At 73.2% G+C, this 26093-nt stretch carries 19 protein-coding genes and 5 tRNA genes; 15 read left to right on the top strand and 9 right to left on the bottom strand.

Features of this window, described 5'->3' with window-relative positions; genetic code table 11:
* Positions 1-61: 61 nt before the first annotated feature.
* The 4 genes from ACQRWP_RS03245 (at position 62) to ACQRWP_RS03230 (ending at position 6220) form a co-directional block, all read left to right on the top strand.
* Positions 62-2455, top strand: coding sequence for a phosphoketolase family protein (locus tag ACQRWP_RS03245; protein ID WP_430503397.1), 2394 nt, complete (start codon positions 62-64; stop codon positions 2453-2455).
* 11 nt (positions 2456-2466) lie between these two features.
* Positions 2467-3324, top strand: coding sequence for a universal stress protein (locus ACQRWP_RS03240; RefSeq protein ID WP_430500720.1), 858 nt, complete (start codon positions 2467-2469; stop codon positions 3322-3324).
* A gap of 141 nt (positions 3325-3465) precedes the next feature.
* Positions 3466-4449: an Acg family FMN-binding oxidoreductase gene (locus ACQRWP_RS03235; protein WP_430503396.1), complete on the top strand. Its 984-nt coding sequence runs from the start codon at positions 3466-3468 to the stop codon at positions 4447-4449.
* A gap of 97 nt (positions 4450-4546) precedes the next feature.
* Positions 4547-6220 carry a GAF domain-containing protein gene (locus ACQRWP_RS03230; RefSeq protein ID WP_430503395.1) on the top strand — a complete coding sequence of 558 codons (1674 nt, stop codon included), beginning with the start codon at positions 4547-4549 and terminating at the stop codon, positions 6218-6220.
* Between the two features lie 15 nt (positions 6221-6235).
* Here ACQRWP_RS03230 and ACQRWP_RS03225 read toward each other — a convergent pair whose 3' ends face one another.
* Positions 6236-6874: a response regulator gene (locus ACQRWP_RS03225; protein WP_410820973.1), complete on the bottom strand. Its 639-nt coding sequence runs from the start codon at positions 6872-6874 to the stop codon at positions 6236-6238.
* 194 nt (positions 6875-7068) lie between these two features.
* Here ACQRWP_RS03225 and ACQRWP_RS03220 point away from each other — a divergent pair, with 194 nt between their 5' ends.
* A complete protein-coding gene (locus tag ACQRWP_RS03220; RefSeq protein ID WP_430500719.1) occupies positions 7069-8043 on the top strand; it encodes an Acg family FMN-binding oxidoreductase in 975 nt (324 codons plus the stop codon).
* A 14-nt stretch (positions 8044-8057) separates the two neighbouring features.
* Here ACQRWP_RS03220 and ACQRWP_RS03215 read toward each other — a convergent pair whose 3' ends face one another.
* On the bottom strand, positions 8058-9050 hold the full coding sequence (locus ACQRWP_RS03215) for an NAD-dependent epimerase/dehydratase family protein (RefSeq protein ID WP_430500718.1): 993 nt from the start codon (positions 9048-9050) through the stop codon (positions 8058-8060).
* A gap of 238 nt (positions 9051-9288) precedes the next feature.
* Here ACQRWP_RS03215 and ACQRWP_RS03210 point away from each other — a divergent pair, with 238 nt between their 5' ends.
* Genes ACQRWP_RS03210 through ACQRWP_RS03195 form a run of 4 tightly spaced genes read left to right on the top strand, consistent with a single transcriptional unit; the run spans position 9289 to position 16868 of the window.
* The gene (locus ACQRWP_RS03210) at positions 9289-10221 is read left to right on the top strand and encodes an ABC transporter ATP-binding protein (RefSeq protein ID WP_430500717.1); all 933 of its coding nucleotides are present in this window, start codon (positions 9289-9291) and stop codon (positions 10219-10221) included.
* Positions 10218-10940, top strand: coding sequence for an ABC transporter ATP-binding protein (locus ACQRWP_RS03205; protein WP_430500716.1), 723 nt, complete (start codon positions 10218-10220; stop codon positions 10938-10940). Before ACQRWP_RS03210 ends, ACQRWP_RS03205 begins: the two co-directional genes overlap by 4 nt.
* Before the next feature lie 7 nt (positions 10941-10947).
* Positions 10948-14112 (top strand): permease, encoded by a 3165-nt coding sequence (locus tag ACQRWP_RS03200; protein ID WP_430500715.1) that lies wholly within the window; start codon positions 10948-10950, stop codon positions 14110-14112.
* Entirely contained in the window at positions 14109-16868 is a 2760-nt protein-coding gene (locus tag ACQRWP_RS03195) for an FtsX-like permease family protein (protein WP_430500714.1), read from the top strand. The genes ACQRWP_RS03200 and ACQRWP_RS03195 overlap by 4 nt, the downstream gene beginning before the upstream one ends.
* Positions 16869-17009: 141 nt before the next feature.
* On the opposite strand, the gene ACQRWP_RS03190 is transcribed toward ACQRWP_RS03195, so the two are convergent.
* Positions 17010-17084: transfer RNA gene (locus tag ACQRWP_RS03190), tRNA-Val, on the bottom strand.
* A 26-nt stretch (positions 17085-17110) separates the two neighbouring features.
* A tRNA-Gly gene (locus ACQRWP_RS03185) sits at positions 17111-17183 on the bottom strand.
* A gap of 147 nt (positions 17184-17330) precedes the next feature.
* On the opposite strand from ACQRWP_RS03185, the gene ACQRWP_RS03180 reads away from it, so the two are divergent.
* Positions 17331-17573, top strand: coding sequence for a DUF6458 family protein (locus tag ACQRWP_RS03180; RefSeq protein WP_091400768.1), 243 nt, complete (start codon positions 17331-17333; stop codon positions 17571-17573).
* Between the two features lie 174 nt (positions 17574-17747).
* Here ACQRWP_RS03180 and ACQRWP_RS03175 read toward each other — a convergent pair whose 3' ends face one another.
* The gene (locus tag ACQRWP_RS03175) at positions 17748-18329 is read right to left on the bottom strand and encodes a TetR/AcrR family transcriptional regulator (protein ID WP_430500713.1); all 582 of its coding nucleotides are present in this window, start codon (positions 18327-18329) and stop codon (positions 17748-17750) included.
* A 117-nt stretch (positions 18330-18446) separates the two neighbouring features.
* Between ACQRWP_RS03175 and ACQRWP_RS03170 the strand changes: the two genes are divergently transcribed.
* Together ACQRWP_RS03170 and ACQRWP_RS03165 are read left to right on the top strand one after the other, a co-directional pair.
* On the top strand, positions 18447-19181 hold the full coding sequence (locus tag ACQRWP_RS03170; RefSeq protein WP_430500712.1) for a GNAT family N-acetyltransferase: 735 nt from the start codon (positions 18447-18449) through the stop codon (positions 19179-19181).
* A gap of 176 nt (positions 19182-19357) precedes the next feature.
* Positions 19358-19831: a winged helix-turn-helix domain-containing protein gene (locus ACQRWP_RS03165; RefSeq protein ID WP_430503394.1), complete on the top strand. Its 474-nt coding sequence runs from the start codon at positions 19358-19360 to the stop codon at positions 19829-19831.
* A gap of 62 nt (positions 19832-19893) precedes the next feature.
* Here ACQRWP_RS03165 and ACQRWP_RS03160 read toward each other — a convergent pair.
* The 3 genes from ACQRWP_RS03160 to ACQRWP_RS03150 all read right to left on the bottom strand — a co-directional run bounded on the left by ACQRWP_RS03160 (position 19894) and on the right by ACQRWP_RS03150 (position 20159).
* A tRNA-Val gene (locus tag ACQRWP_RS03160) sits at positions 19894-19968 on the bottom strand.
* A gap of 13 nt (positions 19969-19981) precedes the next feature.
* Positions 19982-20052: transfer RNA gene (locus tag ACQRWP_RS03155), tRNA-Cys, on the bottom strand.
* Between the two features lie 34 nt (positions 20053-20086).
* Positions 20087-20159: transfer RNA gene (locus ACQRWP_RS03150), tRNA-Gly, on the bottom strand.
* 387 nt (positions 20160-20546) lie between these two features.
* Between ACQRWP_RS03150 and ACQRWP_RS03145 the strand changes: the two genes are divergently transcribed.
* From ACQRWP_RS03145 to ACQRWP_RS03135, 3 genes are all read left to right on the top strand, one after another.
* Entirely contained in the window at positions 20547-21149 is a 603-nt protein-coding gene (locus tag ACQRWP_RS03145) for a TetR/AcrR family transcriptional regulator (protein ID WP_430500711.1), read from the top strand.
* An 82-nt stretch (positions 21150-21231) separates the two neighbouring features.
* Positions 21232-21813, top strand: a complete 582-nt coding sequence (locus tag ACQRWP_RS03140) for a TIGR03086 family metal-binding protein (protein WP_430500710.1) — start codon at positions 21232-21234, stop codon at positions 21811-21813.
* 140 nt (positions 21814-21953) lie between these two features.
* On the top strand, positions 21954-24884 hold the full coding sequence (locus ACQRWP_RS03135) for a M36 family metallopeptidase (protein WP_430500709.1): 2931 nt from the start codon (positions 21954-21956) through the stop codon (positions 24882-24884).
* A 231-nt stretch (positions 24885-25115) separates the two neighbouring features.
* Here the strand turns inward: ACQRWP_RS03135 and ACQRWP_RS03130 are convergent, their stop codons facing one another.
* Positions 25116-26009, bottom strand: coding sequence for a hypothetical protein (locus tag ACQRWP_RS03130; protein WP_430500708.1), 894 nt, complete (start codon positions 26007-26009; stop codon positions 25116-25118).
* Positions 26010-26093 lie beyond the last annotated feature (84 nt).

The following is a 26093-nucleotide window of genomic DNA, read 5'->3' as shown; positions in this document are numbered from 1 at the left end:
GCGTCCGCAGTGGCCAGGCTGGACGCCGGACGCCCCACTCCTACCCGCGAGAGGCAGCATGATGGAGACCGCTCTCGACGTGCACCGCGCCCTCACCGACGACGAGCTGCGTCGGCTGGACGCCTACTGGCGCGCCGCGAACTACCTCACCGTCGGGCAGATCTACCTGCTGGACAATCCGCTGCTGCGCGAGCCGCTGACCCCCGACGACATCAAACCCCGGCTGCTCGGGCACTGGGGCACCAGCCCCGGCCTCAACCTGATCTACGCCCACCTCAACCGGGTGATCGTGGCGCGCGACCTCAACGCCATGCTGGTCACCGGCCCCGGCCACGGCGGTCCGGCCATCGTGGCCAACACCTGGTTGGAGGGCACCTGGTCGGAGCGCTACCACGACGTGGCCCGCGACGAGGCCGGGATGTCCCGGCTCTTCCGCCAGTTCTCCTTTCCGGGGGGCATCCCCAGCCATGTCGCTGCGGACGTGCCGGGTTCGATCCACGAGGGCGGCGAGCTCGGGTACGCGTTGAGCCACGCCTACGGCGCCGCGTTCGACAACCCGGACCTGCTGGTGGCCTGCGTGATCGGCGACGGGGAGGCGGAGACCGGGCCGCTGGCCGGCAGCTGGCTCTCCGACGTGTTCCTGAACCCGGCGCGCGACGGCGCGGTGCTGCCCATCCTGCATCTCAACGGCTACAAGATCGCCAACCCGACCGTGCTGGCCCGGATCCCCGAGACCGACCTGCTCGACCTCATGCGTGGATCGGGCTACCAGCCGTACGTGGTGGCCGGTGACGAGCCCGCCCGGGTGCACCGGACCCTCGCCGCGACGCTGGACCGTGTGCTGAACGAGATCGCCGAGATCCAGCGGCGGGCCCGCTCCGGAGGCGTCGTCGAACGTCCCCGCTGGCCGATGATCATTCTGCGGACGCCGAAGGGCTGGACCGGCCCGCGTGAGGTCGACGGCACCCAGGTGGAGGGCACCTACCGCGCCCATCAGGTGCCGCTGTCGGGCGTACGCGACAACCCGGCGCACCGGGCCGAGCTGGAGCACTGGCTGCGCAGCTATCGGCCAGAGGAGCTGTTCGACGCGACCGGCGCGCCAGTGGAGGAGTTGCTGACGCTGCCGCCGCGCGGTGACCGGCGGATGAGCGCCAACCCGGTCACCAACGGCGGCGTGGTGCTGCGCGACCTGAACCTGCCGGACTTCCGCGACTACGGCGTGGAGGTAGCCGAACCGGGTACGCCGATCGCCGGCGCGACCGGGGTGCTCGGCCCGTGGATCCGCGACGTGATCAGCGCCAACCCGGAGACGTTTCGGCTGTTCGGCCCGGACGAGGTCGCGTCGAACCGGCTGGGTGCGGCGTTCGAGGTGACCGACCGGGCCTGGGTGGCCGCAACCGTGCCCGGCGACGACCACCTCTCCCCCGACGGGCGGGTGATGGAGGTGCTCTCCGAGCACCTGTGCCAGGGCTGGCTGGAGGGCTACCTGCTGACCGGCCGGCACGGCGTGTTCACCAGCTACGAGGCGTTCATCCACATCGTCGACTCGATGCTCAACCAGCACGCCAAGTGGCTGAAGGTGACCCGGGCCATCCCCTGGCGGCAGCCGATCGCCTCGCTGAACTACCTGCTGTCCAGCCACGTCTGGCGGCAGGACCACAACGGCTTCTCCCACCAGGACCCGGGCTTCATCGACCACGTCGTCAACAAGAAGGCCGAGGTGGTGCGGGTCTATCTGCCGCCGGACGCCAACACTCTGCTCGCCACGATGGACCACTGCCTGCGCAGCCGGCACTACATCAACGTGGTGGTGGCCGGTAAGCAGGCCGCCCCGAACTGGCTGACGATGACCGAGGCGATCCAGCACACCCGGCGTGGCCTGGGCATCTGGGAGTGGGCCAGCAACGACGGCGGCACCGAACCGGACGTGGTGCTCGCCTGCTGCGGAGACGTGCCCACCCTGGAGACGTTGGCCGCCGTCGAGCTGCTGCGGCAGAACCTGCCGACGTTGAAGGTGCGCCTGGTGAACGTGGTCGACCTGATGCGACTCCAGCCGGACACCGAGCATCCACACGGCCTGACCGACAACGAGTTCGACACCATCTTCACCGAGGACCGGCCGATCATCTTCGCGTACCACGGTTATCCGTGGCTGATCCATCGACTCACCTACCGCCGCAGCAACCACGAGAACCTGCACGTGCGCGGTTACAAGGAGGAGGGCACCACCACCACCCCGTTCGACATGGTGATGCTCAACGACCTGGACCGCTTCCACCTGGTCATCGACGTCATCGACCGGGTGCCCGGGCTGGCCGCCAGCGCCGCGCACCTGCGCCAACGGATGGTCGACGCCCGACAGACGGCCCGCGACTACACCCGCCAGTACGGCGAGGACGACCCCCAGGTCGCCGAGTGGCGCTGGATCCGCGAAACCGACCCGACCACCCCCTGAAGGAGAACGACGTGCGCGACGCGGAAATCCTGGTCGGCTACGACGGCTCCACCGACGCCTCGGTGGCCCTGAACTGGGCCGTGGAGGAGGCGCGGAACAGCGGCCAGCCGGTGCGGCTGGCGTACGTCTTCGAATGGCTGACCGTGGCCAGCTGGGTCGGCCCGGGCGTGGCCCCCGGCGTGTGGCCGGACGACACCGCCCGCCGGCAGGTCGAGGACCTGGTCCGCAGGGCCGCGGCGGACGCCACCGCGGCGAACCCCGGGCTGCGGATCACCGGCGAGGTGTACGACGGGCCGCCCGCGCTGGTGTTGCAGGAACGCTCGGCCGAGGCCGGGATGCTGGTGCTCGGCAGCCGGGGTCACGGCGGCTTCGGCGGCCTGCTGGCCGGGTCGACGGCGGTCTCGGTCGCCGCGCACGCCCACTGCCCGGTCGTGGTGGTCCGGAACGGGGCCGGCAGCGCCGCGACCGACACGTCGAACCGCTCGGTGGCGGTCGGGGTGGACGGCTCGGAACCGTCGCTGGTGGCGCTCGGCTTCGCGGCCGAACGGGCGGCGCAGCGGCAGCTGCCGCTGCGCGTCCTGCACGCCTGGACACCGGGCCCCGGCGGGGCGGCCGGGGTGCCCGACGAGCGGGCCGCCGTGGAGCAGGCGCTGGAGCCGTGGCGGCGAACGTTCCCCGAACTGGCGATGACCGTCGACCTGGAGTCGACCAGCCCGTCGGCGATGCTGATCGAGGCGAGTCGGGACGCGCGGCTGGTCGTGGTCGGCAGCCGGGGCCGGGGCGGGCTCGCCGGCATGCTGCTCGGCTCGGTCAGCCAACAGCTCATCCAACACGCCGCCTGCCCGGTCGCCGTGGTCCGCGAACGCTGACCACCGCGGGCACAACGACCCGGCGTGGTCGGGACCTGTGGCCCCTGCGGGCGCCGCACCGGAGGCCACAGGATGAGGTGGCAACCCGGGCACGGCGACGCGCCGTGCGACCCGACGAGCAGAGGCGCAAAGACCGTGACCGTGAGTCAGGAAGGCCAGCTGACGACCGCGCTGGCGGAGGCCGCCGCCACCGCCGGCCATGCTCCCTCGGTGCACAACACGCAGCCGTGGCGCTGGCGGGTGCTGCCCGACGCGTTGGAGCTGCGCTCCGTCGCCGACCGGCAGCTCGCCGCCAGCGACCCCGAGGGGCGACTGCTCGCGATCAGCTGCGGCACCGCACTGCACCACGCCCGACTGGCGCTGGCCGCCGAGGGGTGGCGCCCCGTGGTGCAACGGCTGCCCGACCCGGACGACAACGAGCTGCTGGCTCGGCTGACCGACCTCAGGCACACCGGGGCCGACCCGGACGCCATGCGCATGGTGCAGTGCATGCACGTGCGGCACACCGACCGGCGGCCGGTCAGCGACGAGCCGGTTCCGCCCACGGCGATCGAGGAGATCACCCGGACGGTCAGCGCGGAAGGCTGCCGGTTGCAGATCCTCGACCGTGACCGGGTGCTGGAGCTGGCCGCCACCGCCGCGCACGCCGACACGGTCGAGGCCGAGGACCCGGAGCTGCGTACCGAGCTGGCGTACTGGACCAGCCGGGCTGGCTCGGGCACCGGCCTGCCGGCGGAGGTGCTGCCCGAGCAGCCCGCGCAGACCACGGTGCCGGGCCGGGACTTCGGTCGTCCCGGCAGCCTGCCGGTGGGTCCGGGCCACGACCGGATGGCGGTGTACGCGATGCTGCACGGCGACGAGGACGAACGGGACAGCTGGTTGCGGGCCGGCGAGGCGCTCTCCGCCGGTTGGCTGACCGCCACCCGGCTCGGCGTGTCCGTGGTGCCGCTCAGCGCGGTGGTGGAGGTGCCGGGCACCCGGCAGACCCTGCGGCAACTGCTCTCCGGGATCGGCTTCCCGTACCTCGTGCTGCGGTTGGGCATCGCGGACCCGGCGCACTCCGGCCCGCCGCACACGCCGCGGCTGACCACCGCGCAGGTGGTCGACACCTCCGCCGTCCGTTGACGGGTCGGGCGACCAGCGGCACCGGCGCTACCATCCCCCGGTGACCAGCAGCGCGCCGTCGCCCCGCCAGGAACCCTCCCCGGCACCGTCGCTCGGGCTGACGCCGCTGTCCCGGGTCCGGCTCGACGAGCTGCTACAGGAGATGCTGGTCCGGGTCGGTGAGGTGATGACCAGCCGGGAGCGCCTGCGGGCCCTGCTCGACGCGGTCGTCGGCATCGGCACCAACCTGGACTTGCGCACCACCCTGCAACGCATCGTGCAGGCGGCCTGCGAGTTGGTCGGCGCCCGGTACGGCGCGCTCGGCGTGGTCGGCCCGGACCGGCTGCTGCACGACTTCATCGTCCACGGCATCACGCCCGAGCAGCATGAGCAGATCGGCGACCTGCCGCACGGGCGGGGCGTGCTCGGCCTGCTCATCGACGATCCCCAACCGCTGCGGATGCCCGACATCACCCAGCACCCCCGCTCCTACGGGTTCCCGGCCAACCACCCGCCCATGCACAGCTTCCTGGGCGTGCCGGTCCTCATCCGCGACCAGATCTTCGGCAACCTCTACCTGGCGGAGAAGCAGGGCGGCGCGGAGTTCACCGAGGACGACGAGGAAATCGTCGTCGCGCTCGCCGCCGCCGCCGGCGTGGCCATCGAGAACGCGCGCCTGTACGCCCTGGCGCACCGGCGCGAACGCTGGCTCGCCGCCACCGCCGAGATCACCACGGTGCTGCTCGGCGAGGTACGCCGCACCGACGCGTTGGCGTTGGTCGCCCGCCGAGCCCGCGAGGTCGCCGAGGCCGAGCTGACGTTGGTGCTGCTCTACGACAGCGACACCGACCAGTTCTCCGTGGAGGTGGTCGACGGCGCCGACGAGCAGGCCCACGCGCTCGTCGGCGCGGTCCTGCCCGCCGTCGACACCAGCTTCGGCGCGGCGGTCGCCGAGGGCAGGCACGACCAGGTGGACGACCTGGCGCACGCCGCACCGTGGCCGGCACTGCTGCACACCGGCCCGGCGATGATCTCACCACTCACCACCGCCGACACCCTGCACGGCGTGCTGATCGTGGCACACCGGCCCGAGCGCGGCGGGGGCGCCAGCGAGGAGGATCTGGCGCTGCTGGGCAGCTTCGCCGGGCAGGCCGCGCTGGCGATGGAACGGGCCCGAGGCCAGGAGGAACGGGAACTGCTGGTGGTTCTCGAGGACCGCGAGCGGATCGCCCGCGACCTGCACGACGTGGTGATCCAACGACTCTTCGCCACCGGCCTGCAACTCCAGAGCGCCGCACCGATGGCCCGCCCGGAAATGGCCAAGCGGATCAACGCGGCCGTCGACGACCTGGACGCCACCATCCGGGACATCCGCCGGACCATCTTCGAGCTGCGTACGCCGATGACCTCGGAGCTGCGCACCGAGATCCGTACGGCGATCGAGGCGGCCGCCGAACCGCTGGGCTTCAAGCCGCACCTGGAGCTGACCGGGCCGGTGGACAGCGCCGTGCCGGACGCCATCCGCCCGGACCTCACCGCCGTGCTGCGCGAGGCCCTGTCGAACGTGGTCCGCCACGCGCAGTGCACCCGCGTAGACGTCGTCGTACGCGTCGACGCCAGCCAGGTCACCATGACGGTCACCGACAACGGGGTGGGCTGCGACCCGGGTGCCGCCCGGGGTGGCCTGGTCAACCTGCGCGAACGCGCCAGCCGCCTCGACGGCACCTTCACGATCGCCCCGGCCGAGCCGCACGGCACCGAGGTGCGCTGGGCCGTGCCGCTGCGCGACTGACGCCCGCCACCCGGGTCAGGGCGCCTTGCCGAGCAGACGCGTGGCCAGAACGGCGGCCTGCGTGCGGCGCTCCAGGCCCAGCTTGGCCAGCACGCTGGAGACGTAGTTCTTCACCGTCTTCTCCGCCAGGAACATCCGCCCGGCGATCTCCCGGTTGGTCAGCCCCTCGGCCACGTACTCCAGGATCCGCCGCTCCTGCTCGGTCAGCGACCTCAGCTCGCGCGGCTGCTCGACGCCGTTGCGGATGCGCTCCAGCACCCGGGTGGTGACCGCCGGGTCGAGCAGCGACTGCCCGGCCGCGACGCGGCGCACCGCGTCGACCAGGTCGGTGCCACGGATCTGCTTGAGCACATACCCGGCGGCGCCCGCCATGATCGCCGCGAACAGCGCTTCGTCGTCCTCGTACGAGGTGAGGATCAGTCCCTTGATGGACGAGTCGACGGCGCGAACGTCACGGCACACGTCGATGCCGTTGCCGTCGGGCAGCCGTGCGTCGAGGATCGCCACGTCGGGCCGCAACGCCGGGATGCGGCGGGCCGCCTCCTGCGCCGAGCCGGACTCGCCGACCACCTCGATGTCGCCGCTGCTCTGCAACAGGTCGGTCAGGCCACGGCGGACGACCTCATGGTCGTCGAGGAGGAACACACGGATCATCCCTCGTTTCTACCCGTTGCCCGTGGCCCACCGCACGGGCCGAAGGTCCCGATCGGCACGCAGCGAGCGGGCGCTCGGACCCGACCGGTCGGGACGTCCGGCCCTGCACGGCGACCACCGAACGATGGACCGTGAAGGCACGCCGGCCACCGCGGCACCACTCGCCGCCGGCCCAGCCTAGGAGGAGCACCGACATGGACATCGGCTACACCGCAGCCCAGCTGCGGACCGCCGCCGTGGACGCGGTCCGGGCACCGTCGTTGCACAACACCCAGCCGTGGCGGCTGCGGCTGCGCGACGGCGGCATCGAGGTGCTGGCCGACCCGACCCGCCGCCTGCCGGCGACCGACCCGAGCGGGTGGGGTCTCCGGATCGCCTGCGGCGCGGCGTTGTTCAACCTGCGGATCGCCCTGGCCGTGGCCGGCATCCCGGCCCGGGTGCGGCTGCGCCCTGCCCCGGCCGAGCCGGACCTGCTGGCTCGGCTGGTACCGGACCTCCCGCGCCGACCCAACCCCGCCGAGCAGAGCCTGTACGCGGCCATCCCCCGCCGGTTCAGCAACCGCCTGCCGTTCTGGCCGGACCCGGTGCCGGCCGACGCCCGGTGGCGCCTCGGCGAGGCGGCCCATGCCGAGCAGTGCTGGTTGGAGCTGCTGATCGGGGTGAGCGCGGTCTCCGCGTTCGGGGAGATCGCGCGCAGCGCCCATCGGGTTCTGGAGCGCGACCCCGCGTACCGGGCCGAACGGGAACGGTGGCTGCGCCGGGAGTCCACCCCGGACGGCGTGCCCAGCTCGGCCGGAGGTCCGCGGGGCGAGCCGCAGGACGTCCTCCCGACACGCGGCTACGGAGGGCGCGACCGCGCCCCCGGGCGGGACTTCGAACCGGAACCCCTGGTGGGGGTGCTGGGCTCGGTGGGCAACACCGCCGTGGACCAGGTGATCGCCGGGCAGGCCCTGCAACGCCTGCTGCTCACCGCCACGGACGACGGACTCAGCGTGTCGATGCTCTCCCAACCGATCGAGGTGCCCACGGCACGGGAGCAACTGCGGCTGTCGCTGGGCCGGTTCGGCACACCGCAGATGGTGCTGCGGATCGGGTACGGCCAGCCCGGTCGACCGACCCCCCGACGTGGCGTCGACGAGGTGCTGGACCTGCCGGTGGTGACCGCCTGACCCGCCGGGCACGGTCAGGCGGCGAGCACGGCGGCCTCCAGGGTCGGGTCCAACCCGATCGAGCTGCGCTGCGGTCGTCCGGCGCGCGGCGGAACCGCACCGACCTCGCGGAGCCAGCGCCAGGTGTCGCCGACGGTCTCGGCCACCGGCCGGCAGGTCAACCCGGCGGCCAACGCCCGGGTCACGTCCTGCTCCAGCAACCCCCGGTACGGGTGGCCGCGCGGCAGCCAGATCGGCAGGTCGCTCCACGGCTGCACCCCGGCGGCGAGGATCGACGCCGGGTCGGTCCAGCGCAGCCGGGCGTCGGTGCCGGTGGCGGCCACGCACGCGTCGAGCAACTCGCCCATCGTGGTCTGCGCCGCAGGACCGACCGCGTTGAACGTGCCGCCCACCCGCCGGGCGCCCGCGTCCAGCATCCACCCCGCCAGGTCGCGGACGTCGACGTACTGCACCGGCAGGTCGGCCGGCCCGGGTGCGAGCACGTCCCCGCCCCGCTCGACGCGCCGTAGCCACCAGGGCAGCCGGCCGATGTCCTCACCCGGGCCCAGGATCAGGCCGGCCCGGGCGACCAGCAAGCGCTGACCGAACACCTCCCGCAGGGCGCGCTCGGCACCGGCCTTGAGCTGCGGGTAGTCGCCGTCGACGGAGCCCGGGTCGGCGTCCACCACCGGGGAGTCCTCATGCAACCCCGCCACGGAATGGTCGGTGTAGACCGAGCCGCTGGACACGTACACGTAGTGGCCGACCGCGTCGACCAGGGCGCGGGCCGCGTCGCCGGCGGCCCGTGGCGCACCGTCCCAGGTGTCCACCGCGACGTCCCACTCGCCGCCGGCCAGCGCGGCCAGGCCGTCCGGCGCGGTGCGGTCACCCCGCAACCGGTGTACGCCGGACGGCACCGCGCCGTGCAGCCCTCGGTTGAACACCGTCACCGACCAGCCGCGGCGCACCGCCTCGGTGACCGTGGCCCCGCCCACGAAGCCCGTACCGCCCAGCACCAGCAGTCTCATGCGCTCCACCCTGCTGGCACCGGCCGGCGAAGGGCACCCCTGTTCACCGGCAGCGGATCTGCTCGTGGCAGAACCGGAGGGTGTGGGCTTTCACGTTCACCAGTGGACCCTCGCCCAGAATGCAGGAAAGCCGCCCAGGGCATGGTCATCGGAGCCGCCGATTGCGAAACTGCTTCAATCTGCGTCAGCACCGGGCAATCGCTGGCTCGATGTCGGCACTACCCGGACGGAGAAGGGCATGTCCAGCACGCCGCTGTCCCTGCCGCAGCCATCCGCGCGGGCGCCCGAGTTTGGCCGGGACGCGCTCATCGTCTGCGAGAACCTGGTGCGGATCTACCAGACCGGTGCGATCGAGGTGCAGGCACTGCAAGGACTGGACCTGGCCGTGGCGAGCGGCGAGCTGGTAGCCGTCGTCGGTGCCTCCGGGTCGGGCAAGTCGACACTGCTCTCCATCCTGGCCGGCATCGACGCCCCCACCGCCGGGCGGGTCCGGGTCGACCGGTGGAATCTGCTGACGATGTCCCGCGCCGACCGGGTGGACTACCGGCGGCACACCGTCGGGTTCGTACGCCAGCAGACAGCGAGCAACCTGATCCCCTACCTGACCGCACGGGAGATGGTGGACCTGCCGATGACGGCGGCCCGTACCGCGAAGAAGGAGCGCCGGGAGCGCGCCGCCGAGCTGCTGGACAGCCTCGGTGTCGCCGACTGCGCCGATCGGCGCCCCGGGCAACTCTCCGGAGGGCAGCAGATGCGGGTCGCGATCGCGGTGGCGCTGGCCAACCAGCCACGGGTCCTGCTCGCCGACGAGCCGACCGGCGAGCTGGACGCCGCCACGTCCGCGGAGGTCTTCGGCGTGCTGCGGGACGTCAACCGGCGGTACGGCGTCACCGTTGTCGTGGTCACCCACGACCCGGAGGTCAGCGGCCAGGTCGAACGGACCGTCGCGATCCGGGATGGGCGCACCAGCAGCGAGGTGCTGCGCCGCACCACCACCGACGCGGAGGGCGACACGCACATGATCGCCGAGGAGTACGCCGTGATGGACCGGGCCGGGCGGGTCCAGGTGCCCCGCGAGTTCCGCCAGGCGCTGGCGCTGACCCGACGGGTCCGGCTGGCCCTGGAACCCGACCACATCACGATCCGCCCCGACTCGGGAAGCGGCGAATGAGCAGCGAGCCGCTGCTCAGCGTGCGCGGCGTACACCGGCGCTTCCGCACCGGGCCGAGCGTCGTACACGCCCTGCGCGGTGTGTCGTTCGACGTGGCCGCCGGTTCGATGGTGGCGCTCGTCGGCCGGTCCGGCTCGGGCAAGACCACCCTGCTCAACGTCATCGGCGGCCTGGACCGCCCGGACGCCGGCACCGTGCACGTCGACGGCACCGACGTCACCGCGCTCGACGAGGACGGCCTGTCCCGGCTGCGGCGCGAGAAGGTGTCGTACGTCTTCCAGAGCTTCGGGTTGATCCCGGTGCTGTCGGCGGCGGAAAACGTCGCGGCCCCGCTGCGGATGGCCCGCGTCGCCCCGACCGAGCGCGAGCGGCGGGTCGAGTTGCTGCTGGAGCTGATCGGTCTGGCCGACCACGCCCGGCAGCGGCCCGCCGAGCTGTCCGGCGGCCAGCAGCAGCGGGTGGCGATCGCCCGCGCGTTGGCCGCCTCGCCCCAGCTTCTGCTCGCCGATGAGCCCACCGGGCAACTGGACGCCGAGACAGGCCTGTCGGTGATGGCCCTGCTGCGCGGGATAGTCGAATCCGAGGGCGTCACCGTGCTGGTGTCGACGCACGACGCGGTGATGATGGCCTTGGCCGACCGGGTGATCCGCATCCACGACGGGCACCTCGACGAACAGGCGGCCGGGCAGCCGTACGCGCCCGTATCGGACGCCGGGTGACGCGACGATGAGGCTGGTCAGCCGGCGCGCCCGCGCGCAGTGGCCGTTGCTGGCAGCCCTCCTCGGGGTCGTCACGATCGGCGCGACCCTGCTGGGTACCTGCACCCTGCTGGTCACCCGCACCGCCGAGCGGGCGCTGGAGGTCGCCATGGCCCGCGCCGCCCCCGCCGCCGTCGACGTGACCGTCTACACCGGCACCGTCGAGGGCCCGGATACGCCGTCCGTCGCCGCCGACACCCGCGCCGCGGTGGCCTCCACGCTCGCACCGTTCCCGGTGACGACAACCGCGCGGGCGTCGACAGTGCTACGGGCGCTGCCGCCCACGCTCGCCACGGGCACCACCGTTCCGGCCCAGGCGTACCTGTCAGGGCTGGACGACCTGCCGGCCCGAGGCGAGCTGGTCAGCGGGCGCTGGCCACAGCACCCGGGCGACGCGGTGCTGCTGGAGTCCACCGCACAACTGCTCGGCCTCACCCCCGGTCGCCGGGTGCGCCTCGGCGCCGAGCTGGCCCACGCACCCGTCCCGGCCATCGACGTGATCATCGTCGGTGTGGTACGCCCGCTGCCGGGGCGCGGCTGGGACCGCGACCCGCTGGCCGCGGCCGGCTCCGCCACCGGCTACCGGGACGGCCGCTTCCAGCAGCCGGTCAACGCCTACGGCCCGTTCCTCGTCGACCTCGCCTACCTGGTCACCACCGGTGCCACCGTCGACCGGCTGGAGGTCACCGCCCATCCGGACCTGTCCAACCCCAACCGCCACGACCTGGAGACCGTGGCCGGGGCCGTCCGCGATGCCGACGGCCGGCTGGCGGGCACCCTCGGCGACCGCGTCCGGCTCGCACGTGTCTCCTCCGAACTGCCGCTGACCCTGCGGGCCGCCGACGACCAACGGCACGTCACCGCCGCCGTCGTGCTCGCCATCGCCGTCCTCGGCGGTGTCCTGGCCGCGACGGCACTCGTCCTCGCCGGCCGGCTGACCACTGGCATACGCGCCGACGAGACCGCCCTGCGGTCCGCCCTGGGCACCAGCCGTCGCCAACTCGCCGCCACCGCGACACTCGAGGCCGGGCTCGTCGCCACCGTCGCCATCGCGCTCGCGATACCGGCCTCGTCGGCCCTGCACGCCGGCTTGACCCACCTGCCGCCGCTGGACGGCGCCGGCCTGACCGTCCGGCCGGCCATCACCGGTGCCCAGGCCCTCGCGGTCGCCGGCGGCGCGCTGGTGCTCGCCGCTGTACTCACCGTCCTGGCGATACGGCCCGTCCCGGCGGCCGGCGACCAGCGCACCCGCCGTGAACTGCTGGCCCGATCCGGCGCCGACCTGATGCTCGCGCTGTTCGCCGCTGCCGGATGGTGGCAGCTGTACGCGCAGCCCACCACCGCCAGCCCACGCGCCGACGCGGTCCGGGTGCTCGCGCCGGCGCTGCTGCTCACCGCAGGCGCCGCCCTGGCTCTGCGGGTGGTAATGCCCGCCCTTCGCGGCGCCGACCGGCTGGCGTTCCGCGCCCGCGGGCTGGCGCTTCCACTGGCGGTCGCCGAGACCGCCCGCCGGCCACAAGCGGTCGCCGCCGGGCTGCTCGTCGGACTGGCCTGCGCGGCCGGAACCTTCGGCCTCGCCTTCGACAACACGTGGCACCAGTCGCAGCGCGACCAGGCCGCGGTCGCCGTCGGCACCGACCTGGCACTCACCCTCAGCACGGCGCCGGTGGCCGGAGACGGCGCGGTCGTCAGCGCGGCCACCGCGGGGGCCGTGAGCCCGGCCCTCGACCGTGGTACCGCCGTCGGTCAGTGGCTCGGCAACGCCGGCGATGCGCCGCGCCTGGTCGCCGTCGACACCACCCGCGCCGACGCGCTGCTGCGCGGGCGGCTGGACAGCGATCGCGGATGGGCGGACGTGGGCGCCGCGCTGGCGCCACGCACCCGCGTCACCGGCCTCGCCGTTGCGGCTGGCGTCCCGCTCGTCCTGAGCGGCACCGCCGCCGGCGACAGCCCGCTCGCCGTGACGCCCCGGCTGCTGCTTCAGGACGCCACCGGCCTACGCACGTCCTGCACCGGTCCCGCCGTACCGCTCGACGGCCAGGAGTTTCGGCTGCCCGCCTGCGCGACGGCTGACGGGCTGCGCCTCGTCGCGGTCGCCCTGCCGGTCACCACCGACGCGGTCGGTGGACCCGTCGCCGTAGCCGTCACACTCACCGTGCCGCCCGCCGGGTCGGCGCAGAGGTCCACTGACGGATCCGACTGGACCGCCACGTCCGCGCCGCCGGTCCCGAGCAGGTTGCGCGACCCGACCGTCATGGTGTCCGCCACGCCGACGGGAACCACGCTGCGGATGGCCGCGACCGTCGACCTCGGCGGCGCCGAGGACGCCGCCCGGACCCTCGTCGCCAGCGCCTTCCCGGACCCCGGCCCGGTGCCCGTCGCCGTCTCCGCCCGCTTCGCCAGCGAGGTCGGTGTCGAGAGCGGCAGCCAGCTCAGCGTCACGGTCGGCATCACGCCCGTCCCGATCGTCGTCACCGAGGTCGTGCCGACCGTGCCGTCCGCCCCCGGCGCCGTCGCCGTCCTGGCCGACCTGGACACGCTGTCCCGCGCACGCGCGGTCACCGGCGACCTGACGTTCCCGGTCGACGCCTGGTGGGTCGGCCACCCAGCCGGCCCCGGTGCCGCCGAGCGGGCCGCCGCCCTGCACCTGGGCGCCGTCGCGACCCGCGAGGCGGAGACCGCCCGCCTCATCGGCGGCCCGCTGCACGCCGGGGTGCCGGCCGCGGTCCGGCTCATCGTCCCGGCCGCAGCCCTGCTGCTGCTCGCCGGCGTCGTCCTGCACGTCACCTGTGATCTCCAGGTCCGCGCCGTCGAGGTGACGCGGCTGCGCGGCCTGGGGATGTCCCGGCGCGGCATCCGGGCCGTGCTGCTCGGCCAGCACGCCGGCGTTCTGCTGCCCCTGCTCGCGGCGGGCGCGGCCGTCGGCGCGCTCGCCACCCGCGTCGTCGCCCCCCTGCTCGTGCGCTCCGACACCGGCGCCGCGCCCGTCCCTGCCGCCCAGCCACACTGGCCGTGGCCAGCCGAGGCCGCACTGCTCGCCGTACTGCTGGCCGGATGCATGCTGGCAGTCGCCGTCGTGGTCACCGTCCAGGTCCGCCGGGCCGACGCCGCTCACCTGCGGGTGGCGCCGTGAACCGGTGGCTGACCCGCTGGCGGCCGGCGCTGCACTGGCCCAGCATTCGCGGCCGTGGCCGTACCGACGCCGGACCGCTGCTGCTCACCGCCGCCGTCATCGCGGCCGTCGCGCTGCTCGCCGGGGCCGCGCCGACGCTGCTCCGCGCCGCCGCCGACAACGCCGTCCAGGACACGGTGCGCCGCGCCGGCAACGACTCGAACGTCCTCGTACACGCCAACTGGGAACGCGACGACGGGCCGAACGGCGGGCGGGTCCGGATGCCCAGCCTCGCCGAGGACCTCGACAACTTCCGCGCCCGGGCGACATCCGCGCTCGGGCCCGATCTGGACGCCGCGCTTCTCCCGCCCCTCGCCGCTGTCAACGGCCCGATCCTCAACATCACCGACGGCAACGCGCCGCGTACCTTCCAGTTCACCTACCTGGCCGGTGACGCCGGCGGCCCGGACGTGACCTGGATCGCCGGCAGCCCACCCGGCCCCGCCGTCTCCGACCAGTACGTCGAGGTCCCCTACGACGGACCGCCCTGGCCGGTGCAGGTCGGCCTCTCCGAGGCGGACGCCGCCGCACTCGACCTCGGCCCCGGCGATCGAATCCCGGCCAAGGACGGCCAGGGTCGCGACAAAGACGTCCGGATCAGCGGGATCTACCGACCCGCGGACAGCGCCGACCCAGCCTGGCGACTCGCCCCGGCGCTACTGCGCCCCGTGCCCGGCGCCGACGGCATGGGGACCACCCGGTTCGCCGGCCTGCTGTCACGCGAGTCGTTACCGGACGCCCGGCTCGCCATCGACGAGGACCAACTGCGGCGCACCATCTACTTCGCACCCGTTCCCGACGCGCTCACCTGGGACGCCACCGCGGCGCTCGCCAGCCAGGTGGTCAAGCTCAAGGCAGCCTCCGGCTCGTCAAGCGACCGCGACCAGTCCCTGAAGTGGGAATCGCAGCTCGACACAGCCCTGCGCGACGCCCGTGCACGCAACAGCGCCGCTTCCGCACAGGCCGCCGTCCTGCTCACCGGGGTCCTGACCGCCACGGTTCTGGTCCTGCTGCTCGCCGCCGACCTGCTGGTCCGCCGCCGCACCCCGGTGCTGAGCGCCGCCCGGCAGCGTGGGGCTGCGCTACCCGACCTCGGTGCGGAACTGATCATCGAGTCCACCGTGGTGTCCCTGTCGGCCGCCGCCGTCGGGCTCGCGCTCGCCCGCGCGGCCGCTCCGGGCGTCTCCTGGACCTGGACCGTTCCCGTGGTCCTGGCCGGTGCCGCCGCCGGGCCGGCGTTCGGCACCCTCGCCGCCGCCCGCGCCAGCCGCGACCGGCGCCAACCCGCCAACCCGGCCGCTCGGCGCTGGATCCGGGCCACCGGCCAGTTACGCCGCGCCGCCGTGGAGGCCGCTGTCCTGATCGCCGCGGTCGCCGCCTTCGTCACGCTGCACCAGCGCGGGCTCCTGCCCCTGGCCTCCGACGGCGACACCGGTGAGCTGACCGGCGACCTGATCCTGCCGATCAGCGCCCTCGCTCTGGGCGCGCTCGTCGGCGCGCTCGTCCTGCTCCGGCTACTGCCCCTCGGGGCGCGGTTCGCGCTCCGACAGGCCCTGCGCTCGCGCCGCCCGCTGGCCGTGTTCGGTGCCGCCCAGGCGGCCACAACGGCCGGGCGCGCGCTGCCACTGCTGGTTCTGGTCAGCACCACGGCGCTCGCGTCGTTCGCGCTCATCCTCGGCGCCACCGTCACCCGGGGCCTGGCCGACGGCGCGTGGAGCACCGTCGGCGCCGACGCCCGCCTCGACATCGGCACCGACGCCGAGGCCGCCACGCCCGCACTCGCCGAGCGCATCGCCGCCGCACCCGGGGTGGGGCAGGTTGTCGTCGCGCAGGTGACCGACTCGGCACGCGTCTTCACCGAGTCGACACTGCTCACCCCACGTTTGGTCATCGTGGACACCGCCGCCTTCCAGCGCCTGCTGGCCACCACGCCGCTGCCCGACGCGCCGGCGCTTGCCCGGCTCGCGGCACCCCGGCCTGGCCCCGGGGACGTGCCAGCGCTGGTGCGATCGAGCGACGGCAATCTGCGGACGGGCACGCGGTTGCAGCTACCCCGGGACGGCGCCCCGGCGATCCGTCTCGCCGCGGTCGGAACCGCTCCCTCCGTCGGCGGCGCCGACGACGTCGTCATCGTGGACGCCACCGCCCTCGCCGACGCCGGGCTGCCCGCCGCTCCGAACACCGTCTGGGTGACCGGCCCCGGCGCGGCGCGGGCCGTGTCGAACACCGGCGTCGCCGCCGACGTCGTGCTGCGGACTGACGTGCTGCGGGCGCAGCGGGTGGCTCCGCTGACCGCAGGGCTGGTACGGCTGGCGTGGACTGCCGCCGCGGTGCTGCTGGCGCTGGGGTTGCTCGGCCTCGCGCTCGCCGCCGCCGCCGGCGCGTCGCAGCGGTGGCAGACCCTGACCCGGCTGCGGACCCTCGGCCTGCGGCCACGCGACGCCCGCTGGGTCGCCGCCGGAGAGTTGCTGCCGCCGGTCGTGGTCACCGCGGTGTGTGGCCCGCTGCTCGGGGCTCTGCTCGCACGCCTGACGCTCGGCCCGCTCGACCTGCGGCTGCTCACCGGCCAAGCCGCCGACCCGGCGGCGCTCCTGCCGTGGTGGCTGCTGGGCCTGGTGAGCGTGGCGCTGCTGGCGACGGCCGCCACTGTCGTACCTGTCGAGTCGGCGCTGCGGCGGCGCGACCGGCTGAGCGAGGTACTGCGCGCCGGCGATTGATCGGCTAATGGAAGGGCCGGGCGGTGCCCACCGGAATGTCCACGGAGGAGCCAACCGGGCGATCTCCCAAGGCAGGAAGCAGAAACGCAGATGACCCGCTACCGGTCATCCGGTAACGGGTCATCTGATCTGCTGCATAGATGGTGGGCGATACTGGGTTTGAACCAGTGACCTCTTCCGTGTCAAGGAAGCGCGCTCCCACTGCGCCAATCGCCCGTGGCGGCCCCGTGGGGCGCATCGCGAGCGGACGACGGGATTCGAACCCGCGACCCTCACCTTGGCAAGGTGATGCGCTACCAGCTGCGCTACGTCCGCACGTCCCCGACAAGCGCCGGTGACAGGTGAACTCTACCCGATGCCAAGATCGCTTGGCGCGGCACCCTGGCCGGTCGCGGTTGCGCTGGTCCCTGCCGGGGTAGTTAAGGGCTCGACAGCGCACCACACCCCCTTAAGGAGGCTGTCGTGGGTATCGGCACCAGCATCTTCCTGATCGCGCTCGGCGCGATCCTCACCTTCGCACTGGACGCGAGCGTCGGCGGCATCAACCTCGACGTGGTCGGCTGGATCCTGATGGGCGCCGGCGTGCTCGGCCTGATCATGACCACGCTGATCTGGGGTCGCCGCCGCCAGGTCGTCACCACCACCGAGCAGCCGGTGGAGTACCGCCAGGTCGAGGAGCGGCGGGACATCGCTCCGCCGCTGTGACACGACCACTTCCATCGCTGGCGGAGCCGCCAGATCAACGTGATTCCGGGCCGGCCGCCTCGCCGAAGGCGGCCGGCCCGCCAGCAACGCGATCGGTGGCAGCGCAGGAGGGATGCGTTCGGCGTGTCGAGTCGCTGAACTGCCAGCGATCGCCGCGAGAACGCGCGGTACACGCTAGTCCAGGCAGGTGAGCGCGACCTCGGCGTACCTCGTCAGCGCCGCCCGGTCCGGGTTGATGGCGCCCATCACCCGCAGGCCCTGGAGGCTGGTCACCAGGAAGCCGGCCAGGTCGGTGGCGCTGCGGTCGGTGGCGATCTGACCCCGCAACTGTGCCTCGGCGAGCAGGTCGTAGAGCGCCAACTCCAGGGACTGGGTGGTCGAGCGAAGCCGCTCGGCGACCCGCACGTCCTGGTGCGCCCGTTCCATCGACGCCCCGACGATGAGGCAGGAAAGGTGCCGGCCGTCGCCGGTGATGTCGTCCACGGTGCCGATGAACACCTCACGGATGACCGCTCGCGCGTCGTTGCCCGAGCGCAGCAGATCGACCATCGGTGTGGCGTAGCGCTGCCGGTACAGGTCGAGCACCGCCAGGTAGAGGCCGTCCTTGCTGCCGAACGCGGCGTAGATCGAGCCGCTGCCCAGGCCGGTCGCCTCGGAGAGGTCCCGCATGGAGGTGCCCTCGTAGCCCTTGCTCCGGAACACGTCCATGGCAGCGTCGACCGCGGCGTCGAGGTCGAACTCACGGGTACGGGCCATGGCTGAACGCTACCCGCTATCTGGAACGATCGACAAAGTACCGCCGGTCACAGCCGCCGAAACGAGCCGTTTCCGCTGGCCGAGAGGGGTACCGACCCCCGCGTTACGATCCAGATCATGGAGTCTCTCGACGCGGTGCTGGCCGCGCACCGGGCGTACCTGCTCGGTTGGAACATCGGCGTCGCCGGGGGCCCGGACCTCCCGACCTACCGCAGTGACGTGCCGCACGCACCCCTCAACGGCGTGCTGCGGGTGGCCGGGCGCACACCGCAGGACGCGCTCACCGAGGCCCGCAAGCGCCTGCACGGCGTACCCCGGATCTGGTGGGTTGGCCCGGACAGCGACGCCGGCACCGCGGACGGCCTGGTCTCCCTCGGCGCGGTACAGGTCGCCCGCATGCCGATCATGACAGTGGGGATCGGGGCGGTGGCCGACGTGCCGACTCCGGCCGGCTTGCGGATCGCCGAGACCACCGACCTCGCCACGTTCGTCCCGGCCTATGCCAGGGTGTCCGGAATCCCGGCGGATGGCGTGGCGGCGACGATCGAACGAGAGAAGGCGTTCACCGGCGACGGCACCGTGCTCCGGCTGGCCGGTCGCCTCGAGGACGGCCGGGTGGTCGCGACGGCCGTCGCCTGGATCAGCCACGGTCTGGTCACCCTCTACTTCGTCGGCACCCAGCCGGAGCAGCGCCGCAGGGGCATCGGCGCGGCCATGACCAGGGCCGCCCTCGAGCTGGCCGTTGAGCGCGGTGCCCGGACCGCCGCCCTCACCTCGTCGGCCGTCGGCGAGTCGGTCTACAGCGGCCTCGGCTTCCGGCCGGTGGGCGAGTTCCGCCTGTTGACCTTCTGAAAGCGAGCGCACGGCCCGGCGAGCTCGAGTGGATCACGGGCGGCCGCCCGCCGGAAACCATTGACTACGGGGTTCAGACAGCGTTGTCTTTTACTGGCGCCTGGGGAGGTACGACAGTGATCGACGATGTGTCCCTCGTGTTCTGCGTGACCGCCGACGTGTCGGTGCGCGAGCGGATGGTGCGGCGCCTGGACGGTCTCGGCACCCTGGTGATCTGCACCGACCTCGCGGAGTTGCAGGCGATGATCGGCGGGCCGGTCATCAGCGGGCCGGCGCGACTCCCCATCCCCACCACGGCGTCCGCCCCCGCTCCGGCCGCTGCCGCAGCCGCTCCAGCCGTGGCCGTGGCCGGCCAGATCAACCTCGGTGACCTCACCATCGACCCGCTCGACCATCGGGTGACGTGGCGCGGAGAACCGCTGGCCCTGACCCGACTCGAGCGCAACCTGCTCACCCAGCTCGCCACCGCACCGGTCGGAGTCTGGACGTACCAGCGACTCTTCGAATCGGTCTGGGGCTGCGCGTTCCTCGGCGACACGTCGACCCTGCACTCGGCCGTGAAGCGGTTACGTCGCAAGCTGCACGCCGTCGACGACGCCCTGCGCGTGCACACCGTGCGGGGCATCGGCTACCGGCTCAGCGTCGACTGATGACCGTGGCGCCACAGGCGAAACGGCTCGTCACCGGGCTTCCCGGTAACGAGCCGTTCTCTTGGTGGGCGATACTGGGTTTGAACCAGTGACCTCTTCCGTGTCAAGGAAGCGCGCTCCCACTGCGCCAATCGCCCGTGCTTGTTGCCGAGGTGGGGACGGGATTTGAACCCGCGTACACGGCTTTGCAGGCCGTTGCCTCGCCTCTCGGCCACCCCACCGAGGTTGCCCCCGTCATGCGTGGCGGCAGCTCCGAGCGGACGACGGGATTCGAACCCGCGACCCTCACCTTGGCAAGGTGATGCGCTACCAGCTGCGCTACGTCCGCACGCCCCCGGACGTTCCCGGGTGACGGATGAGAACTTTAGCCGAGCGGGTGTTGGACTGCCAACTCGGGGTCGCCTCGGCGCGTCAAGGGTGGCTGGGGCTGGACCGGAGCCACCCTTGGCGGGCTTCCTAGGGGGCTGACCTGGTACCTGGCTCCAGCACGGACCGTCACACTCCGACATTCCTCGGCAATGATCGTCATCATCGCGTCGCATGCCCGACCATCGACGTCTCCGCGACCCGACACTGGGCAGCGGACCTCGACGAACACTCTCCGTGGAACGACCGACGACACCCGAAAGAAGTGTCCGGCTTCCGACTGACACCGCGTGGATCAGCACGTGGTGGTAACTGTTCGTGTTCACTCGGATGGGCTACGGTAACGGTCGTGACGAGACGTGCGGCCGAGATCCGCCTGGATGCCCTGCTGCGCACCGCCTGCGACGTGATCGTGGAGCGCGGTCTGGCCAACACCCGGACGGCGGACGTGGCGAATGCCGCGGGCGTGAGTCAGGCGTTGGTTTTCTACCACTTCGCCACCAAGGAGCGGCTGCTCGCGCAGGCCTTCGCCTACGCGGTCGAGCAGGACCTGGCCCGGCTGGACACGGTCACCCGCTCCTCGGCCGCACCGCTGACCAAGCTCCGCCGGATCCTCAAGCTCTACACGCCCGCCGGGCGGGCGACCTCCTGGTCGATGTGGATCGACGGCTGGTCCGAGTCGCTGCGTACCCCCGAGTTGGAGAAGGTCTCCCGCCGGCTCGACCTGCGCTGGCGGCAGGACCTGGCGGCGGTGATCACCGCCGGGGTGGCCGACGGCACCTTCCAGTGCGCCGACGCCGACGGAGCCGCCTGGCGGATCAGCGCGGTGATGGACGGCCTCGCCGTCCAACTCGCCGTGCACGACCGGGTGATCTCCCGCCGGCAGTTCGGCGAGTGGGTCCGGCTGGTCACCGCCCGGGAGCTCGGCCTGGACCCGGCCGACCTGGACTGAGCTGGGCAAGCAGCACCAATCCCCCACACCAGGCCGGGCAAAACGGACTCGGCCCGCCCCGCCGACCGGAACAATCGGCAGCATGGATCTACTGGAGGCGTACCGCCGGAGCCTGGCCGAATTCATCGACCGGGTCGACCAGATCGAGCCCGGCCAGTGGTCCGACCCGACACCCTGCTCGGACTGGGACGTCCGCACGCTGGTCAACCACGTGGTGACCGAGGACCGGTGGAGCGTTCCGCTGCTCGCCGGCCGGACCATCGACGAGGTCGGCAACCGGCTCGACGGTGACCAGCTCGGCGCCGACCCGATCGCGACGGCCCGGGAGGCCGCCGCGCAGGCCGAGATCGCCGCCACCCACCCCGGCACCATCGACCGCACCGTGCACCTCTCCGGCGGCGACACCCCGGCCCCCGAGTACCTCCAGCAACTCCTCGCCGAGCACCTCGTGCACGGCTGGGACGTGGCGGTGGCGATCGGCGCGCAGCCACGGCTCGACCCGGACGCGGTGCACGCCGCCGCCCAGTGGTTCGCCGGCCAGCTCGACGCCTACCGGCGCAACAACCTGGTCCACACCGGGGTGCAGGTGCCCGACGACGCCGACGAGCAGGACCACCTACTGGCCGCGTTCGGCCGCGACCCCGACTGGGCGCCGAGCGACTGAGCAAATCTCGATCTGTTGGCGTGAGAGCGGCTCGGGACCTTGCCGTGACCTCGGGAGGCTGATATCCACAGATGCGCATGCGTCACCGCGCATCTGTGGTCGGCGACTCGCCGGCCATCCCGCTCCCACGAGGAGGTCCCGTGCCACAACCGGAGTGGTCACCCCCGATGAGCCGGCGTCGACGCCGGCTCATCGCCATCCTGGCGACGACGGCGACGGTCGCCGCGCTGCTCCCCACCGGTGTGAGCACCGCGGCCCCCACCGGCGGCGCGGCGTCCGCCGAGCGCCGGTCCGGGCCGTTCGCCGAGGGACACGCGCCCGCCGACGCCGACAATCGCACCGGTACGGCGGCACCCGACGCCCGCCAACGCGGCCTGGCCCGCGCCGTCGACCCCGACGTCCGGTGGAACCGGCTCGGCACCCCGCAGGCGCTCGGCCCCGGCCGCACTCCGCTGGCCAGCGGGCTGCCCGCCGACCCGGAGGCCGCCGCCCGCGCCTACCTGGCCGCCAACCACTACCTGTTCGGCATGGACGCCGCCACGGTGGCCAGCATGGAACGGGTGCTGGTCCGGCCCATCGGCAGCGGCACCGTGGTCACTCTCCGGCAACGCTTCGGCGACCTGCCCGCCGGGCCGGACGGCCTCGTCACCCTCGCGGTCGCCGACGGCGCGGTGCTCTCGGTCAGCTCCTCGCTGGCCCGCAACACCGGCACGCCGGCGCCGGCCACCCGCACCGCAGAGCAGGCGTACGCTGCCGCGCTCGCCGACGCCAAGCTGACCGCCGACGCGGTGGCCAGCCACACCATCCGGTCGGTGGCCGTGCCCACCCCGCTGGACGGGCCACGGGCCGCCTACGAGGTGACCATGATCGGCGCGGACACCGAGCACCCGGCCGCGTTCACCAGCTACGTGGACGGCAGCACCGGGCAGGTGCTGGTCCGCGAGGACCTCGTCGACTTCGACTCCGACAACCCGAGCTGGGCGGTCTTCCCGGCCACCCCGCCCCGCGACCTCGGCCCCGGGCAGGACCCCCGGGTGCGCTGGTGCGGCGACCCGACCCCCGGCTGCCAGGCCGCCTTCCGTGACCCGGCCACCGGCCAACCGTGGGACGTCGACGCGGCCACCGGCACGCCGACCTTCACCTCGCGCGGCAACTCGGCCAACACGGTGCTGTCCTGGGGTGCGAACACCCCGGTCGTGCCGGCCCCCACCAGCCCGGAACGTCGCTACGAGTACCCCTTCACCGACCAGTGGCACCAGGCCCGGTGCAACCCGGGGGTGTTCACCTCCGCCCAGCGCAACGACGCGGACGCGTCGATCGCCAACCTCTTCGCCATGCACAACCGGATGCACGACTGGTCGTACCAGCTGGGCTTCACCGAGTCGGCGTGGAACCTCCAGGCGGTCAACCTCACCCCGTCGGGCCTGGGCGGTGACGCCGAGCAGGGCCGCGCCCAGCAGGGCGCGCTGACCGGCAACCGGAACAACGCCAACCAGGGCACCCCGCGCGACGGGTTGCCGCCGACCACCAACATGTACCTCTGGCAGCCGCAGGCCGGCGGGCCGTACCCGCCGTGCGTGGACGGCGACTACGACATGACGGTGATCGGTCACGAGTACACCCACGCGATCACCAACCGAATGATCGCCGGCCCGGACAGCGGGATCAGCGGCCACCAGGGCGGGGCGATGGGTGAGTCCTGGGGCGACCTGCTCGCCGCCGAGTACCTCTTCCAGCACGGGCTGCGCGCGCCCGGCGAGACGCCCTTCATCACCGGCGGCTACGTCACCGGCAACCTGGTCAGCGGCATCCGCAACTACGACCTGAGCCGCAGCCCGCTCAACTACTCCGACATCGGCTACAACACCGCCGGCCCGGCCGTACACGCCGACGGGGAGATCTGGGGCGCCACCAACTTTCGGGTCCGCTCCGCCCTGGTGAAGCGGTACGGCCTCGGCACCCCGCAACGGCAGCTCGACTGCGCGCTGGGCAAGGTCGCGGCAGACCAGTGCCCGGGCAACCGGCGTTGGTCACAGCTGGTCTTCGACTCGTTCCTGCTCCAGGCCGCCAGCCAGGTCAGCATGCTCGACATGCGCGACAACATGCTCACCGCCGACCTGCTCCGCTTCGGCGGCGCGAACCAGGACCTGATCTGGGCCGAGTTCGCCCGCTCCGGGATGGGCCGGGACGCCGCCACCAACGGTGCCGGCGACACCGACCCGACGCCGAGTTTCGCCTCTCCCCGCGGTGGCAACGCGACGCTCACCCTGCGCCCGCGCGGGGACAGCGCCGACGCGCCGATCCGGGTGTACGTGGGGACGTACGAGGCACGGGCCGTGCCGGTGGCCGACACCGATCCGGCGACGCCGATCCCGGACACCGTGGAGATGGTGGCCGGCACGTACGACCTGCTCGCCGTGGCCCCCGGCTTCGGGCACCAGCGGCTCAGCACGGTCGCCAAGGCCGGTCAGGACGGGTACGTCGACCTGCGGTTGAGCCGCAACCTCGCCTCCAGCGCGTCCGGCGCCACCGTCACCGGCGACGGGGTCAACCTGGACCGGGTCGTCGACGACACCGAGGCGACGAACTGGGCGTCCCTGGACGGGGTCGCCGGCCGGCAGCTCACCGTGGCGCTGCCGGGTGACGCCCCGCAGACGGTCAAGCGGGTGAACGTCAGCGCGATGCTGCGCCCGGCGATCACCGGCGACGCCGACACCGGCGCCCAGAACGCGCTCAGTGCTCTGCGCTCGTTCGCGGTGTCCGCCTGCAACGCGACGACCACCGACTGCGCGGATCCGACGCGTTGGCAGCGCATCTACACCAGCGCGGGGGACGCGTTCCCCGGCGGGGCGTACCGGGCGTACAGCCGCGACATCAACCTCCGGACGTTCGCGGTGCCCACCACCCTCGCCACCCACCTGCGCCTCGAGGTGCTGGCGAGCCAGTGCACCGGTGGCCCGAGCTACGCGGGCGAGCAGGACGACGACCCGGCCACGACGACGGACTGCGCGACCGCCAGCCCGTCCCGGAGCCAGGTCAGGATCGCCGAGTTCCAGGCGTTCTCGAAGTGACACCGTGGGGCCGGCGGATGTCCGCCGGCCCCACGGCCCTCGATCAGCGGTGCGCCCGACGCCAGGGGTCGGCTACCGCCGGACCGTTCCCAGCGCCGGCCCTCGATCAGCGGTGCGCCCGACGCCAGGGGTCGGCTACCGCCGGACCGTTCCCAGCGCCGGCCCTCGATCAGCGGGGCGCCCGACGCCAGGGGTCGGCTACCGCCGGACCGTTCCCAGCGCCGGCCTCGATCAGCGATGCGCCCGACGCCAGGGGTCGGCGACGGCCGGGCGCTCCCAGCGCCGGTCCACCGGGGGGTCGTCGCCCCCGTCGGCGTCCCCGGCCGCGGCCCGGGTCAGGTGCCGCAGCCGCAGCAGCAGCCCCACCCCGAGGAAGAGCAGCAGCCCGCCGAGCAGGAAGGCGACCTGCACCACGCCGAACGCGCCGGACTGCGAGACCGGGCGGTTGGCCGCCGGCGGCGCGGCCTCGGCCGGGTACTCCGCCGCCGCCTCCTCCGTCGCCGTACTCTCGCCCTCGGCCGGCGCGCTCGCGGATTCGGTGGGCTCCGGCGGGGTCGCCGTCGGCTTCGGCGTACTGGTCGTGGCGCCGCCCACTCCCACCACCGAGCGGGTGGCGGTCTGCCGGGCCAGCAGGCGCAGGTTGGCGTCGTACGCCTCGGCGGCGAGCGTGACCCGCCCCTGGGTGACGTCCTCGGCGAAGGCCACCCGGTAGCGGGCCGTGACCGTGCGTCCCGGGCAGAGCGTGCCCGGGTCGAGCTGCCGGTCGGTCAACCGGGCCACGTCACCCTCGGTGCGGATCTCCAGCGGAAAGTCGCCGGTCTCCTCCACCCGGTCCATCTTCACCTGGTCGAGCCGAAGGCCCCCCTGCACGCTGAGCACCATCGACCAGCGCACCTTCGCGCACCTGGCGCGCCGATCCGTCTGGGAGACCACCGCGGAGATCGTCCGCACCTGCTCACCGGCGGTGAACCGTCCGGGCAGGCCGCTCATCTCGGTGGTGAAGGCCGCCTGTGCCGGGGCAGCCGCCGCCAGCTCCACCCCGCTCAGACAGGCCAGCACCACCCCTGCCCTCAGCGCATACCGCCACACCGTCACCACCGCCGTCCTCCGTTCGGTCGCCTCCACCCCGCAACGCTAGAAGCGGGGCGCCGCGCCGACCAGACGGGTGTGTTCGCACCGGACGGCAAGGACGGGGTGGCTTTTCACCGA

Origin of the sequence: Micromonospora trifolii (genome assembly GCF_050516465.1) — a bacterium.
GTDB classification, from domain to species: domain Bacteria; phylum Actinomycetota; class Actinomycetes; order Mycobacteriales; family Micromonosporaceae; genus Micromonospora; species Micromonospora trifolii.
Note: the sequence above shows the minus strand (reverse complement) of the source record. Positions and strands in the feature narration are given on the sequence as shown.